The organism is Spiroplasma endosymbiont of Cantharis nigra (assembly GCF_964019925.1).
GTDB lineage: Bacteria > Bacillota_I > Bacilli_A > Mycoplasmatales > Mycoplasmataceae > Spiroplasma_A.
Map to the genome: position 1 here is coordinate 1152483 of NZ_OZ026470.1, position 14543 is coordinate 1167025.

Here is a 14543-nt window from a genome sequence, read left to right on the forward strand (position 1 = left end):
TAACATGAAAGCAAAAGTTTTAGATGTTAAGGGAACATCTCTTAAAGAAATTACATTAAATGATAAAGTTTGAGGTGTAGAGCCTCATCAACAAGCTATTTTTGATACAGTTGTTTCACAACAAGCTGCATTAAGACAAGGAACAAAAAAAACAAAAACTAGAGCAGAAGTGCGTGGTGGAGGTAGAAAACCTTGAAGACAAAAAGGTACAGGACGTGCCCGTCAAGGATCAATTAGATCTCCACAATGAAGAGGTGGGGGAATTGTATTTGGTCCTACACCAAACATTAACTACAAAAAAGCTGTAAATAAAAAAGTTAGACAATTAGCAATTAGAAGTGCTTTAAGTATTAAAGCAAAGGAATTAAATTTAGTAATTTTAGATAAATTTGCATTCTCAAAACCTTCAACAAAAGAAATGCTAAGTGTTATGAAAAATATTAAAATTGAAGATCAAAAGACATTAATAGTAACTAAAGAACACGAAGAAATAGTTGTTAAATCAGCAGGTAACATTCCAGGAGTTAAAACATTAGACTTCCAAAAAATGAATATATTTGATTTATTAAATGCAACTAAATTGGTTGTTACTGAAGATACTGTTAATAAAATCGAGGAGGTGTATGCATAATGCATTTAACACAAGTTATTAAAAAACCTTTGTTAACTGAAAAGACTTATTTAGGTCAACAAAATGGTGCGTACACATTCATTGTTGATAAAAAAGCTAACAAAACTCTAATTAAAAAAACATTCGAAGAAATATTTAAAGTCAAAGTTAAAGATGTAAGAACTATGAACTATGACGGAAAAGAAAAAAGAATGGGTAAATATGTTGGAACAAAAGCGTCTTTTAAAAAAGCTGTAATAGTATTAAAAGATGGAGAAACATTAGATATCTTATCAGACTTATAAAATTAAGAAATTAATTATTAAGAGATGGAAAAGATTAGGCGAAAACAGGAGGATATATTATGCCAATCAAAAAATATAAGCCTACGACCAATGGTCGTAGAAACATGACTAGCTTAGATTATAGTATCCTTACAACTTCAAAGCCGGAAGGTTCATTAGTTTCAAAACTAAATGAAAAGGCTGGAAGAAATAATCACGGTCAAATAACTACTCGCCATAAAGGTGGAGGACATAAAAGAAAATATCGTATCATCGATTTCAAACGTAATAAATTAGATATTGCTGGAAAAATCGCAACTATTGAATATGATCCAAACAGAAATTCATTTATTTGTTTAGTAAATTATATCGATGGGGAAAAAAGATACATCTTATTTGCAAAAGGAATGCAAGTAGGACAAGAAGTAATTTCTAGTGAAAATGCAGATATCAAAACTGGTAATGCAGCACCACTAAAAAATATTCCTGAAGGAACATTAATTCACAATGTTGAATTAAGACCAGGAAAAGGTGGACAAATTGCACGTAGTGCAGGAAGTTCAGTACAAATTTTAGGTAAAGATGAAGAAGGTAAATATGTCACTTTACGTTTAGGTTCAGGAGAAGTTAGAAAAGTACTTGCCGAATGTTATGCAACAATTGGTGAAGTAGGAAATGAAGAATATAATTTAGTAAACTGAGGAAAAGCTGGAAGAAATCGTTGAAGAGGAATTAGACCAACTGTTCGTGGTTCTGTTATGAACCCAATCGATCACCCTCACGGAGGGGGAGAAGGTCGTGCTCCAATCGGACGTAAAGCTCCATTAACACCATGAGGTAAAAAAGCTCTTGGTGTAAAAACACGTGATAAAAAGAAAGCTTCTACTAAATTAATAGTAAGAAGAAGAAATGATAACAAATAGGAGGATTATGAAATGTCAAGATCATTAAAAAAAGGTCCCTTTGCAGATGACTATTTAATTAAAAAAGTTGAAGCAATAGGTGAAAAAAAAGAAATTATTAAAACTTGATCACGTCGTTCAACAATCTTTCCAAGCTTTGTTGGTCACACATTTGGAGTTTACAACGGGAAAGAATTTATCACAGTTTATGTTACAGAAGATATGGTAGGTCACAAATTAGGAGAATTTTCACCAACACGTAAGTTTGGTGGTCATGGTGATGATAAGAAAAAGAAAAAATAATCATTAGGAAATAGGAGTTTCAAAATATGGAAGCAAAAGCAAAATTAACAATGATTAGAATCTCACCAAGAAAAGTTAGACTAGTAGCTGACACTATCAGAAGTAAAAAAATATCAGAAGCTGTAGCAATTCTTCAAAACCAAGACAAAAGATCTTCAGAACCAGTATTAAAATTATTAAACTCAGCTGTAGCAAATGCTGTTAACAATAACGGTATGGAAGCTGATCAATTATTTGTTAAAACAATCTTCGTAAATGAAGGACCAACATTAAAACGTTTTAGACCAAGAGCTCACGGAAGAGCTTATGAAATTTTGAAAAGAACTAGCCATATTACAATAGTGGTTAGCGACGAAAGATAGAAGGGAATTATAGAGTATGGGACAAAAAGTATCTCCAAATGTTTTACGAATAGGTATTATTAGAGGTTGAGATAACCGCTGATATGCTGAAAAAGGTGAATATGTTAAGTGATTGCATCAAGATATCAAAATTAGAAAAGCTGTTGAAAAACAATTAAAAAACGCTGCTGTTTCAAAAATTGAAATCGAAAGAACTAAAAAAGAAATCACTCTAGTAATTCGTTCTGCACGTCCAGCTATTGTTCTTGGACAAGAAGGTAAAAATGTTGAAAATATCGTTTTAACAGTTAGAAAAACAATAAAAGATAGAAAAGCTGACGTAAAAGTTAAAGTAATTGAAATAAAAAATCCAGATGTTGATGCAAAATTAGTTGCACAATTTATTGGAGAACAAATTACAAATCGTGCATCATTTAGAACTGTACAAAAATTAGCTATTAGAAAAGCTTTAAAAGCTGGAGCTAAAGGAATTAAAACTGCAGTTTCTGGAAGACTTGGAGGAGTTGAAATGGCTCGTACTGAAGGATACCTTGAAGGTTCAGTACCATTATCAACTTTAAGAAGTGATATTGATTATGCTCTATATGAAGCAAGAACTACATATGGACAAATCGGGGTTAAGGTTTGAATTAACCACGGGGAAATTATAGGAAAACAAAACCAAAACAATTCGAAAGCGATTGAGGACAAAAAACCTCAAAGAACACCAAGGGAGGTTAAATAGTTATGTTAATGCCCAAAAGAGTTAAATTCCGTCGTCCTCACAGAGTGAGTTACGAAGGAAAAGCAAAAGGTGGAAAATTTATCGCATTTGGTGAGTACGGATTGATGTCATTAGATGGTAATTGAATTACTTCAAGACAGATAGAAGCGGCTCGTATTGCTATGACACGTTATATGAAACGTTTTGGTAAAGTTTGAATTAGAATCTTCCCTCATATGGCAATAACTAAAAAGCCATTAGAAGTACGTATGGGTTCAGGGAAAGGATCTCCTGAAGAATGAGTAGCAGTTGTTAAAACTGGCCAATTCATGTTTGAAGTTGGTGGAGTTTCAGAAGAAGTTGCTCGTGAAGCCTTACGTTTAGCAATGCATAAATTACCAGTGCGTTGCAAAATCGTTAAGAGAGGTGATGAATAATGTCTAAAGCAGTAGACTTCATGATAGAATTAAGAACAAAATCAGTGGAAGATTTAATCAAACTTGGTGAAGATCGCCGTGCTGAATTATTCGCTCTTAAATTTCAAGCTGCTGTAGGTAGTTTAGAACAAACTCACAGAATTCCTTCACTTAGAAAAGACATTGCAAGAATTGAAATGTTATTAGGTGAAAGAAGAACAGCTGGAGAAGAAGTAAATAAAACTATTAAAGCAGATTATTCAAAAGCAGTTGTTGAAGCTGAAAAAGCTGGTAAAGAAGTTCGTAAAAAACATAAGGATATGATTGAAAAACTTCAACAAGAGCAATTTGGAACTGGAGAACAAGTTTCAGAGGATGCAATTATGGCAGCAATGCAAAATGCAACTGAGGAACCAAAAGAACCAATTGAAATAGAAGTTAAAGAAGAAAAACCTGCTCCTGCTCCTAAAAAAGAAGTGGTTGTAGAACCTAAACCTGCTCCTGCTCCTAAAAAAGAAGTGGTTGTAGAACCTAAACCTGCTCCTGCTCCTAAAAAAGAAGTGGTTGTAGAACCTAAACCTGCTCCTGCTCCTAAAAAAGAAGTGGTTGCTAAACCTAAACCTGCTCCTGCTCCTAAAAAAGAAGTAGTTGCTAAACCTAAACCTGCTCCTGCTCCTAAAAAAGAAGTAGTTGCTAAACCTAAACCTGCTCCTGCTCCTAAAAAAGAAGTAGTTGCTAAACCTAAACCTGCTCCTGCTCCTAAAAAAGAAGTAGTTGCTAAACCTAAACCTGCTCCTGCTCCTAAAAAAGAAGTAGTTGCTAAACCTAAACCTGCTCCTGCTCCTAAAAAAGAAGTAGTTGCTAAACCTAAACCTGCTCCTGCTCCTAAAAAAGAAGTAGTTGCTAAACCTAAACCTGCTCCTGCTCCTAAAAAAGAAGTAGTTGCTAAAACACCAGTTAAAAAACCAGCTAGCGCAAAAGTAAGTAGCAAAGTTGTTCCAGCTGGAGAAGCAAAAGCAACTGGAAAAGGAAAAGCGTCATTAAAAGATGTAAATATTAAATCTGCTAAGGTTGGGGTAATTAAAGGTGATCGTATTGAAGGTATTGACTTGAAACTTTCAAAAAAACCTGCCAATGCTAAAACATATACATTTGGATCAAATGTAGTAGAAGCAAGAAGACAAATTGAAGAAGCTAATAAAAAGTTAGCTGAAAGAAAAGCAGCTAAGCAACAAGCAGCAAAATCATTAATTAAAGGAGCTAAATAACCATGGAAAGAAATTTAAGAAAAACTTATACTGGTAGAGTAGTTTCAGACAAAATGGATAAAACTATTACCGTATTAGTTGAAACATATAAAAACCACCCAATTTACAAGAAACGTGTTAAGTATTCAAAGAAATACAAAGCACACGATGAAAATTCGAGTGCTCAAATGGGAGACAGAGTTGAAATTATGGAAACTCGCCCAATGAGTAAAACTAAAAACTTTAGACTTGTTAGAGTTGTTGAAAAAGCAATTATCTAATTTCAGAGGTACGACAGAATGATACAAAATGAATCAAGATTAAAAGTCGCTGATAACTCAGGTGCTAAAGAAATATTAGTTATTCGTAATTTAGGTGGAAGTGTTAGAAAATTCACAAATATTGGTGATATTGTTGTTGCAACTGTTAAATCGGCAGCTCCCGGTGGAACTGTTAAAAAAGGTCAAGTTATTAAAGCCGTTATTGTTAGAACTGTAAGAGGTTTAAGAAGAGCTGATGGTACATACATTAAGTTTTCTGAAAATGCTGCAGTAATCATCAAAGATGATAAAACACCAAGAGGTACTCGTATCTTTGGTCCAATCGCACGTGAAGTAAAGGATGCTGGATTTGCAAAAATTGCCTCTCTAGCTCCCGAAGTGCTATAGAAGGAGAACTTTTATGAATAAATCAAAAATCTTAAGAGGAGATGTTGTAAAAGTTATCGCCGGAAATTACAAAGGAAAAATTGGACCAGTAGTTAAAGTATCAAAGGATAAAAAAAGAGTTTATGTTGAAGGAATTGTTGCAATTAAACATGCTAAACCTTCACAAACAGATCAAGAAGGTGGAATGAAAGAAATACCTGCATCAGTAGATATTTCAAATGTTTCATTGGTTGATCCAAAAAATAAAAATGGCTTTACAAAAATTGGATACAAAATTGCAGATGGAAAAAAAGTTAGAATTGCTAAAAAATCTGGCGTAGAAGTTAAATAGGGAAGGGACAAGTTAATATGGCAAAAGCAAATGTTAATAGATTAGAACAAAAATATAAAGAAAAAATCATCCCAGAATTATTTAAAGAAAAGCAATACAAATCAATCATGCAAGTTCCAAAAATAGCAAAAGTCGTTATCAACATGGGTATTGGAGATGCTGTACAAGACACTAAGAAATTAGATGATGCAGTAATCGAATTACAACAAATTACAGGACAAAAACCTCTTGTGACTAAGGCTAAAAAATCTTTAGCTGTATTCAAATTGCGTGAAGGTATGCCAATTGGAGCAAAAGTTACTTTAAGAGGAAAAAGAATGTATGAATTTTTAGATAAATTAATTTCAGTTGCGTTACCACGTGTGCGTGACTTTAGAGGGGTACCAAAAACTAGTTTTGATAAACAAGGAAACTACACAATGGGTATCAAAGAACAAATCATCTTTCCCGAAATAGACTATGATAAAGTTAAGAAAGTTCGTGGAATGGATATCACAATAGTTACAACAGCAAACCAAAAGGACGATGCATTCTCATTATTACAAAAAATAGGAATGCCCTTCGTTAAGTAATTGAGGAGAATAGGATAAAATGGCAAAAAAATCATTAAAAGTAAAACAAGCAAAAGTCCAAAAATTCAAAGTTAGAGAATACACACGTTGTGGAAATTGTGGTAGACCACATTCAGTTTTGAAAAAATTTAATCTATGCCGTGTATGCTTCAGAGATTTAGCATACAAAGGTCAAATCCCTGGTATTAAGAAAGCTTCATGATAGTGAAAGGAAAAAGAAATTATGACAACAGATGTAATCGCAGATATGCTTACTAGAATTAGAAATGCAAACCAACGTTTTCACAAAGACGTTCTAATTCCAGGAAGCAAAGTAAAATTGGAAATAGCAAACATTCTTAAAAAAGAAGGTTTCATCGAAGACTTCAAAGTTGCAGATGACTTTAAGAAAGACATTACTATAAGCTTAAAATACAAGGGGAAAATTAGAGTTATTAAAGGATTAAAAAGAATTTCAAAACCAGGATTAAGAGTTTACTCAAATTCTCATGACTTACCTCAAGTATTAAACGGTTTGGGTATTGCAATAGTTTCAACTTCAAACGGAATTTTGACAGATAAGGAAGCTCGTCACCAAAACATTGGTGGAGAGGTTCTAGCATTTGTTTGATAAGGAGAGGAATTAATATATGTCACGTATAGGAAACAGAATATTAAGTATTCCCGCCGGAGTAGAGGTTAAAGTTGAAACAAATAACGTTGTAACTATAAAAGGATCAAAAGGTGAATTAATTCAAACTTTCAGCCATTTAATTGAAATTAAAGTTGAAGGTAGTGAATTACAAACTCTTAGAAAAAACGAACAAAAACATACAAAACAATTACATGGAACTACAAATTCATTAATTAAAGGAATGTTAACTGGAGTTAGCGAAGGATTTGTAAAAGAACTTGAAATTGTTGGGGTTGGTTATCGTGCTGCATTAGCTGGCAATAAAATCAACTTATCGCTAGGGTTTTCACACCCTGTAGAATACGAAGTTCCAAATGGAATTTTAGTAGAAATCCCAAAACCAACAGAAATTAAAATATCAGGAATTGATAAACAATTAGTTGGAGAAGTAGCAGCAAATATTAGAGCATATAGAAGACCAGAACCTTATAAAGGTAAGGGTGTTAAATACAAAGATGAAAAAATCATTAGAAAAGAAGGTAAAGCAGCTGGTAAGTAGGCTGTTGCTAAGGAGAAGTAAATATGAAATACACTAAAGCAGAAGCTAGAAAAAGAAGACACTATCGAGTAAGAAATAAAGTGTCTGGAACTAGTGCTAAACCAAGATTAAATGTATTTAAATCAAACTCATACTTCTATGCTCAAATAATTGATGATGCAAGTGGTGTTACATTAGTATCATCATCTTCAATAAAAATGGGATTTAAAAACGGACGTAACGTTGATGCAGCTAAAGCTGTGGGAAAAGATATTGCTGAAAAAGCAAAAAGTAAAAAAATAACTAATGTAGTATTTGATAGAGGTGGATATTTATTCCATGGTAAAGTAAAAGCTTTTGCAGAATCTGCAAAAGAAAATGGTATGAAATTCTAGAAGGAGATTAAGAAAAAATGACAGAAGAAACAAAAGTTGTTAAAACTGAATCAACTCCAAAAGTAGATTCAAGCAACCAAGACAAAAGAGAAACTAGACCAAACAATAACAATAACAATAGACCTAACGGACAAAGAAGAGATTCAAAATTCAACAGAAACAGAGAAGACAACCCTTATGAAGAAAGAGTTGTTACTATTAACCGTGTTACAAAAGTTACAAAAGGTGGACGTAGATTCAGATTTGCAGCAGTTGTAGTTATTGGTGATAAAAAAGGTAGAGTTGGGTTAGGAACAGGAAAAGCTAACGAAGTACCAGATGCAATTAAGAAAGCTATTAAAGAAGCAAGAAAATCTTTAATTAGAATTCCATTAGCAGGTTCTACAGTACCTCATGATGTTATGGGACATTATGGTGCTGGAAAAGTTATGATTAAACCTGCAAGAAAAGGTACAGGAGTTATTGCTGGTGGTCCAGTTCGTGCTGTTGTTGAATTAGCTGGAATTTCAGATATCTATACAAAATCATTGGGATCAAATACACCTATCAATATGATAAGAGCTACATTAGAAGGTTTACAACAAATGCAAACACCAGAACAAATTGCAAGATTACGTGGAACTCAAGTTGAAATTAAAAAAGAAACTAAAGAAGCTACAATAGCTTAAGAAGGAGTAATTATTTATGAAATTACATGAATTAAAATCTACACCAGGAAGTAAAAAAGACTCAACACGTGTTGGTCGTGGTATGGCTTCTGGTAAAGGTAAAACATCAACTAGAGGACATAAAGGTCAAAATTCACGTTCTGGTGGAGGGGTAAGACCTGGATTTGAAGGGGGACAAACTCCTTTATTCAGAAGATTACCTAAAATAGGTTTTACAAGCTTAAATAGAAAAGAGTTTGTATTAATTAATTTAGATAAATTAGAAACATTAGGGTTAACTGAAGTAAATCATAAAACTTTAATGGAGAAAAAAATTATTAAAAATGAAAAAACATTAGTAAAAGTACTAGGAAATGGTAAAATTACTAAGTCAATAAAAGTTAAAGTAAATAAAGTATCAAAAGGCGCTGAAGAGTTAATTAAAGCTGCTGGTGGTACTATAGAGGTGATTTAGGTGGCTGCTAAAGTTAATAAAACTAAAAAGGCTAAAAAAACTAAATATAAAAACGAATTCGCTAAAGGTGGCTTCTTTGTTAGAAACAAAGACCTTGTCAAACGAATCGTTTTTACTTTAATAGTATTAATAATAATTAGAATGGGAACTTTATTAACAGTTCCTGGAGTTCAAGTTTCAGCAAATTTTAAAGAATCAGTTGGAAATCAAGACTTTTTCCAATTATTATCTACTTTAGGTGGGGGAAGTATTGGACAATTCTCAATCTTGGCTTTAGGTGTTTCACCTTATATTACTGCCTCAATTATTGTTCAATTACTTTCAACTGATGTTATTCCTGTTTTAACAAGATGAAGTAAATCTGGTGAAAGAGGAAGAAGAAAATTAGATAGGTTAACCAAGTTATTAGCAATTCCATTTGCATTAATGCAATCTGTAGCTACAATCTTTACATTAACAAGTCAAGGACTAATTGATGCTAAATGAGGTACAAATGCACAAGGAACTGGACCTGCATGATTTTATTACATATTAGTACCAACAGTAATGCTTGGTGGAACATTCTTAATGCTATGAATTTCAGATCAAATAACAATTAAAGGTATTGGTAATGGAGTTTCAATTATTATTTTTACAGGTATTGTTTCACAAATGCCAAATAACTTTACAAACACATTTAAGTTTTGAGTTGAAATAAAAGGAGAATCAACAATTCTATTTGATGGATTATTGAAATTTCTAATATATATTATTTCATTCTTATTAGTTATTTTTGTTGTTGTTTTAATGAATGAAGCTGAAAGAAAAATTCCAATTCAACAAACTGGTGCGGGATTAGTTGATACAAAAGATCACACACCATATCTGCCATTGAAATTAAATAATGCAGGGGTTATTCCAGTTATTTTTGCCTCAGCTATAATTTCAACACCAATGACAGTTGCTCAAATTATTGCAGCTACAAACCCAAATAATGGTTTTGTGTTGTTTACACAAAATTACTTATCATTTGGTACATGGTGAGGAATTGCAATTTATGGAATACTAACAATTCTATTTACTTTCCTTTATGCACAAGTACAAATTAATCCTGAAAAAATTACAGAAAACTTTAAAAAATCTGGGACATTTATTCCAGGAATTAAACCTGGAAAAGAAACTGAAAAATTCTTATCAGGGGTAATTAATAGATTAAGTATTATTGGAGCATTATTCCTTGCAGGAATTGCCGTTCTTCCTTATGTAATTTCAAAAATTACAGCTTTACCATCTCACTTAGCAATTGGGGGAACCGGTTTAATAATTGTAATCTCAGTTGCAATTCAAACTGTTCAACAATTAAAAGGTAGATTGATTCAACAATCATTCTTGGATAAAAAACAAGATAAATTTAGTGAAAATGAAACTGCCTATAATTCACATATTTGATAATAAGGAGAAATAGCAATTATGAATATAATTTTACTTGGTGCTCCAGGTAGTGGTAAAGGAACTCTTTCAGAGTTTCTTTGTGAGAAAAAGGCTTTTACACAACTTTCAACTGGTGATTTATTTAGAGATAATATTTTAAACAAAACTGAATTAGGTTTAAAAGCTCAAGAGTTTATAAATAAGGGAAAGTTAGTTCCAGATTCAATAACAAACTCAATGGTTGAAAAATACCTTAAAGGTAAAAAAAAGGATTTAATTTTTGATGGTTTTCCAAGAACAGATGATCAAGCTTTAGCTTTGGACAAAATGTTAGAAAAATTAGATGAAAAAATTGATCAAGTGGTTTACTTGGATATTGATGAAAGCACTTTAATGGATCGTTTAACAGGAAGAATGATTTGTCAAATTTGCAAAAGAAGTTATCATAGAATAACTAGAAAACCTTTAAAAGAAGGAATTTGTGATTTTGATAATGGCACTTTAATTGTGCGCCCTGATGATCAAGAAGATAAAATAAAAATAAGATTAGAAGCATATCATAATCAAACAGCACCATTAATAAAATTTTATAAAGATAAAATAATAAAAATTGATGCTGACAATTGTTCACCTGAAGAACTTTATATTAGAGTAGAAAAAGTTTTGGGTTTTTAATAAATGGCTATTACAATTAAAAATGCTGAACAAATTGAAAAAATGAGATATGCGGGAAGAGTTCTTGGAGAAGCCTTACATGAACTAAAAAAAATGATTAAACCAGGCATTAATTGTTTGGAATTAGATAAATTTTTTATAGATTTTATTACAAAAAAAGGTTGTACAAGTAATTTTAAAGGTTATGGTGGATTTCCTGCACATATATGTATATCAATTAATGAACAATTAATTCATGGAATACCTAGAAATAGAATATTAAAAGATGGAGATATTGTATCAATTGATGCAGGATGTGTTTTTGAAAAATATCATGCAGATGCAGCAATAACTGCAATTTGTGGTAACTCAAAAGATAAAAAGTATGATAAACTAATAGAGTTGACTGAAAAGTCACTATACTTGGCAATTGAGCAGGTAAAAGCTGGTGTACGCATCGGAACTATTTCTTCTACTGTTCAAAAATTTATTGAAGAAAATGGTTATCATTTGCCAACAGATTATTCAGGACATGGTATTGGATTGGAAATGCATGAAGATCCCTTTGTTCCTAATGTAGGAATAGAAAATACTGGAATGAGATTAGTTCCAGGAATGGCTATTTGTATTGAACCGATGGTTCAAATAGGAACAAATAAAACTATTGTTGCTGATGATGATTGAACAGTGTCATCAAAAGATGGTAGCATGACTGCCCACTTTGAACATACTATTTTGATCACTGAAGGAGATCCAGAGGTATTAACTTTATTTAAAACCAAGGAGGAAACAGAATAATGGCAAAAGAAGATTATTTAGAAGTGGATGGTACCGTTTTAGAGGTACTACCAAATGCTACTTTTAAGGTGAAATTAGAAAATGAAATAGTTATAGACGCCCACGTGTCTGGTAAAATCCGAATGAATTACATTCGCATCTTACCAGGAGATAAAGTTACTGTTGCAATTTCACCATATGACCCAACACGTGGAAGAATTACATATCGTTTTAAAAATGGTAAATAAGTAATTTCAATCAAAAATGTAAATATAAATTAAGTACACAAAATCAGGAGGTTAGAAAAGATGAAAGTTAGATCATCTGTCAAAAAAATTTGCGACAAGTGTCGTGTAATAAGACGTAAAGGCCGTGTAATGATTATTTGTGAACAACCAAAACATAAACAACGACAAGGTTAATTATTTTATTAATATTTATTAATAAAATAAAAAAGGTTAATCTTATTAGAAAGGAAATTAATAATGGCTCGTATAAATGGGGTAGAGATACCTAATGAAAAAAGAGTAGTTATTGCTCTAACTTATATTTATGGTATTGGTTTAACAACTTCACAAAAAATCCTTGAGGCTACAAAAGTAAGCGAAGATACAAGAGTTAAAGACTTATCAGAAGAGAATATTAAATCAATCTCTCAAGAAATTTCTAAAGTAAAAACTGAAGGAGATTTAAGAAGAGAAACAGCATTAAACATTAAACGTTTAATGGAAATTGGATGTTACAGAGGAATGAGACACAGAAAAGGACTTACTGTTCGTGGACAGTCAACTAAGACAAATGCACGTACAAGAAAAGGTCCTCGAAAAACTGTAGCTAATAAGAAAAAATAGTTAGAGAGGTATAAACTATGGCAAATAATAAACAAAACAACAAGAAAAAAGTTAAAAAGAATATTGCTAAAGGTATAGCTCACGTTCACTCAACATTCAACAATACAATCGTAACTGTTTCAGATGAAAAAGGTAATGTTATAGCTTGATCAAGTGCTGGAGTAATGGGATTTAGAGGAAGTAAAAAATCAACACCTTATGCTGCTCAGTTAATTGCTGAAGCTGCTGGTAAAGGGGCTATGGACAATGGAGTTAAATCTATTGCTGTTGAAGTAAAAGGTCCAGGTCCAGGAAGAGATGCTGCTGTTAGAAGTTTACAGGGTATCGGATTAGAAATAACTTCAATTAAAGATACAACACCAATTCCCCACAATGGAGTGCGTCCACGTAAACGCCCGAGAGGTTAATAAAAAAATATGAAACAATTTTCAAGACCAGAATTTAAATTATTAAAAGAAGAGAAAAACAGAAACTATGGGGAATTTAAAGTTGAACCTCTTGAAAGAGGATTTGGAACAACTCTTGGTAATGCAATTAGAAGAACATTAATTTCTTCAACACCAGGAGCTGCTGTTTATGCAATTAAAATTGTAGGTGCAGCCCATGAATTTACATCAATAAATGGAATTGTTGAAAATGTAAGTAGAATTATTTTAAATCTAAAAAAATTAGCTTTAAAAATTGATTCAAAAATATTTGAAGATGAAGAGTTTGTTGAATTAAAAGTTAGTTCTACAAGAGTTGGAAAAATAACTGCAGGAGATATTAGCTTACCTACTGGAGTTGAAGTTACAAATCCAGAATTACACATATGTACAATTGCAGACGGTGGAGTTTTAGATTTAACTTTATTTGCAAAAAACTCAAGAGGTTATAGATCATTTAAAGATAATAAAAAAGAGAAATTAGTTGCAGATGCAATTACAATCGATTCAAATTATTCTCCAATTGTTAAAGTTGCATATCATGTAGATGCAACAAAAATTGGAAAATCAGTAGATTTAGAAAAACTTGTTTTAGAAGTTGAAACTGATGGAACTGTTACTGCAAGTGATGCAGTTGCAACAGCTGCAAAAATATTAGTTGAACACTTACAATTCTTTGTAAATCTAAATGATGAAATTAATGAATTAAATGTAATTGGGGCAACAAATGAAGAAGATGAAAAAGAATTAGATCGTTTAATTGAAGATTTAGACTTTACACAAAGAAGTTTAAATTGTTTAAAAAGAGCAAGCATCAATTCATTGCGTGACTTAGTCTCTCGTACTGAAGATGATATTCAAGAAATAAGAAACTTGGGTAGAAAATCATTAAAAGAAATTAAAGATAAAGTTGTTCAATTAGGATTAACTTTTAAACAAGACTAGAAGGAAGGTGTAGTTATATGTCATATATTCAAAAAAGAGGTAAAAACACTGCTTGAAGAGTTGCTTTAATGAGAAACTTAACTACAGAGCTAATAATTTCAGAAAGATTAGAAATTACTGAAACTAGAGCTAAAGAATTAAGACAACACTTTGACAAAATGGTTACACTTGGTAAAAGGGGTGACTTACATGCTCGTAGACAAGCTGCTGCTTGATTAAGACATGTTGATGCTTCTGAGAAGGAAACTGCATTACAAAAATTGTTTTCAACAATTGCAAAAAGGTTTAAAACAAGAGAAGGTGGTTATACAAGAATTCTTAAATTGGATAACCGTCGTGGTGATAATGCACCAATGTGTATCATAGAGTTAGTTTAATTATTTATAATAAAAAAAGTTCCCAAAAGGAGCTTTTT

The 14543-nt window shown here is 32.0% G+C and carries 27 protein-coding genes; all 27 read left to right on the forward strand.

What is annotated here, in order from left to right; all coding sequences use genetic code 4:
• The first annotated feature begins 4 nt into the window (after window positions 1-4).
• The 27 genes from rplD to rplQ all read left to right on the forward strand — a co-directional run bounded on the left by rplD (window position 5) and on the right by rplQ (window position 14505).
• Complete coding sequence (gene rplD / locus AACL04_RS05045) at window positions 5-631, forward strand: 50S ribosomal protein L4 (RefSeq protein ID WP_339030102.1); 627 nt, start codon at window positions 5-7, stop codon at window positions 629-631.
• Window positions 631-915 (forward strand): 50S ribosomal protein L23, encoded by a 285-nt coding sequence (gene rplW / locus AACL04_RS05050; protein WP_339030104.1) that lies wholly within the window; start codon window positions 631-633, stop codon window positions 913-915. The genes rplD and rplW overlap by 1 nt, the downstream gene beginning before the upstream one ends.
• A gap of 59 nt (window positions 916-974) precedes the next feature.
• Window positions 975-1817 carry a 50S ribosomal protein L2 gene (gene rplB / locus AACL04_RS05055; RefSeq protein ID WP_339030106.1) on the forward strand — a complete coding sequence of 281 codons (843 nt, stop codon included), beginning with the start codon at window positions 975-977 and terminating at the stop codon, window positions 1815-1817.
• A gap of 12 nt (window positions 1818-1829) precedes the next feature.
• Complete coding sequence (rpsS, locus tag AACL04_RS05060) at window positions 1830-2099, forward strand: 30S ribosomal protein S19 (RefSeq protein ID WP_339030108.1); 270 nt, start codon at window positions 1830-1832, stop codon at window positions 2097-2099.
• A 26-nt stretch (window positions 2100-2125) separates the two neighbouring features.
• Window positions 2126-2461, forward strand: coding sequence for a 50S ribosomal protein L22 (gene rplV, locus AACL04_RS05065; protein ID WP_339030110.1), 336 nt, complete (start codon window positions 2126-2128; stop codon window positions 2459-2461).
• Window positions 2462-2477: 16 nt separating this feature from the next.
• Window positions 2478-3185 carry a 30S ribosomal protein S3 gene (rpsC, locus tag AACL04_RS05070; protein ID WP_339030112.1) on the forward strand — a complete coding sequence of 236 codons (708 nt, stop codon included), beginning with the start codon at window positions 2478-2480 and terminating at the stop codon, window positions 3183-3185.
• A 2-nt stretch (window positions 3186-3187) separates the two neighbouring features.
• A complete protein-coding gene (gene rplP / locus AACL04_RS05075) occupies window positions 3188-3601 on the forward strand; it encodes a 50S ribosomal protein L16 (RefSeq protein ID WP_053946583.1) in 414 nt (137 codons plus the stop codon).
• A 20-nt stretch (window positions 3602-3621) separates the two neighbouring features.
• Window positions 3622-4848, forward strand: a complete 1227-nt coding sequence (rpmC, locus tag AACL04_RS05080) for a 50S ribosomal protein L29 (RefSeq protein WP_422397918.1) — start codon at window positions 3622-3624, stop codon at window positions 4846-4848.
• Between the two features lie 2 nt (window positions 4849-4850).
• On the forward strand, window positions 4851-5108 hold the full coding sequence (rpsQ, locus tag AACL04_RS05085) for a 30S ribosomal protein S17 (protein WP_339030116.1): 258 nt from the start codon (window positions 4851-4853) through the stop codon (window positions 5106-5108).
• A gap of 18 nt (window positions 5109-5126) precedes the next feature.
• The gene (gene rplN, locus AACL04_RS05090) at window positions 5127-5495 is read left to right on the forward strand and encodes a 50S ribosomal protein L14 (protein ID WP_053946581.1); all 369 of its coding nucleotides are present in this window, start codon (window positions 5127-5129) and stop codon (window positions 5493-5495) included.
• Window positions 5496-5508: 13 nt separating this feature from the next.
• The gene (rplX, locus tag AACL04_RS05095) at window positions 5509-5826 is read left to right on the forward strand and encodes a 50S ribosomal protein L24 (RefSeq protein ID WP_339030118.1); all 318 of its coding nucleotides are present in this window, start codon (window positions 5509-5511) and stop codon (window positions 5824-5826) included.
• A gap of 17 nt (window positions 5827-5843) precedes the next feature.
• On the forward strand, window positions 5844-6398 hold the full coding sequence (gene rplE / locus AACL04_RS05100; protein WP_339030120.1) for a 50S ribosomal protein L5: 555 nt from the start codon (window positions 5844-5846) through the stop codon (window positions 6396-6398).
• A gap of 19 nt (window positions 6399-6417) precedes the next feature.
• Window positions 6418-6603, forward strand: a complete 186-nt coding sequence (locus tag AACL04_RS05105; protein WP_053946578.1) for a type Z 30S ribosomal protein S14 — start codon at window positions 6418-6420, stop codon at window positions 6601-6603.
• Window positions 6604-6621: 18 nt separating this feature from the next.
• Complete coding sequence (gene rpsH / locus AACL04_RS05110; RefSeq protein WP_339030124.1) at window positions 6622-7011, forward strand: 30S ribosomal protein S8; 390 nt, start codon at window positions 6622-6624, stop codon at window positions 7009-7011.
• A gap of 16 nt (window positions 7012-7027) precedes the next feature.
• Window positions 7028-7570, forward strand: a complete 543-nt coding sequence (gene rplF, locus AACL04_RS05115) for a 50S ribosomal protein L6 (RefSeq protein WP_339030126.1) — start codon at window positions 7028-7030, stop codon at window positions 7568-7570.
• A gap of 23 nt (window positions 7571-7593) precedes the next feature.
• Window positions 7594-7944, forward strand: a complete 351-nt coding sequence (rplR, locus tag AACL04_RS05120; RefSeq protein WP_339030127.1) for a 50S ribosomal protein L18 — start codon at window positions 7594-7596, stop codon at window positions 7942-7944.
• A 17-nt stretch (window positions 7945-7961) separates the two neighbouring features.
• The gene (gene rpsE, locus AACL04_RS05125; protein WP_339030129.1) at window positions 7962-8612 is read left to right on the forward strand and encodes a 30S ribosomal protein S5; all 651 of its coding nucleotides are present in this window, start codon (window positions 7962-7964) and stop codon (window positions 8610-8612) included.
• Window positions 8613-8628: 16 nt separating this feature from the next.
• Entirely contained in the window at window positions 8629-9066 is a 438-nt protein-coding gene (gene rplO, locus AACL04_RS05130; protein WP_339030131.1) for a 50S ribosomal protein L15, read from the forward strand.
• A complete protein-coding gene (gene secY, locus AACL04_RS05135) occupies window positions 9067-10497 on the forward strand; it encodes a preprotein translocase subunit SecY (protein WP_339030133.1) in 1431 nt (476 codons plus the stop codon).
• Window positions 10498-10515: 18 nt separating this feature from the next.
• Window positions 10516-11151, forward strand: coding sequence for an adenylate kinase (locus AACL04_RS05140; RefSeq protein WP_339030135.1), 636 nt, complete (start codon window positions 10516-10518; stop codon window positions 11149-11151).
• A 3-nt stretch (window positions 11152-11154) separates the two neighbouring features.
• Window positions 11155-11928 (forward strand): type I methionyl aminopeptidase, encoded by a 774-nt coding sequence (gene map / locus AACL04_RS05145; RefSeq protein ID WP_339030137.1) that lies wholly within the window; start codon window positions 11155-11157, stop codon window positions 11926-11928.
• Window positions 11928-12155: a translation initiation factor IF-1 gene (gene infA / locus AACL04_RS05150; RefSeq protein WP_053946570.1), complete on the forward strand. Its 228-nt coding sequence runs from the start codon at window positions 11928-11930 to the stop codon at window positions 12153-12155. The genes map and infA overlap by 1 nt, the downstream gene beginning before the upstream one ends.
• Before the next feature lie 60 nt (window positions 12156-12215).
• Complete coding sequence (gene rpmJ, locus AACL04_RS05155; RefSeq protein ID WP_020834730.1) at window positions 12216-12329, forward strand: 50S ribosomal protein L36; 114 nt, start codon at window positions 12216-12218, stop codon at window positions 12327-12329.
• Between the two features lie 63 nt (window positions 12330-12392).
• Window positions 12393-12758 (forward strand): 30S ribosomal protein S13, encoded by a 366-nt coding sequence (gene rpsM / locus AACL04_RS05160; protein ID WP_339030139.1) that lies wholly within the window; start codon window positions 12393-12395, stop codon window positions 12756-12758.
• A gap of 17 nt (window positions 12759-12775) precedes the next feature.
• Complete coding sequence (rpsK, locus tag AACL04_RS05165) at window positions 12776-13165, forward strand: 30S ribosomal protein S11 (protein WP_339030141.1); 390 nt, start codon at window positions 12776-12778, stop codon at window positions 13163-13165.
• Window positions 13166-13174: 9 nt separating this feature from the next.
• Window positions 13175-14128 (forward strand): DNA-directed RNA polymerase subunit alpha, encoded by a 954-nt coding sequence (locus AACL04_RS05170; protein WP_339030143.1) that lies wholly within the window; start codon window positions 13175-13177, stop codon window positions 14126-14128.
• Between the two features lie 17 nt (window positions 14129-14145).
• On the forward strand, window positions 14146-14505 hold the full coding sequence (rplQ, locus tag AACL04_RS05175) for a 50S ribosomal protein L17 (protein WP_053946566.1): 360 nt from the start codon (window positions 14146-14148) through the stop codon (window positions 14503-14505).
• The last annotated feature ends 38 nt before the right edge of the window (window positions 14506-14543 follow it).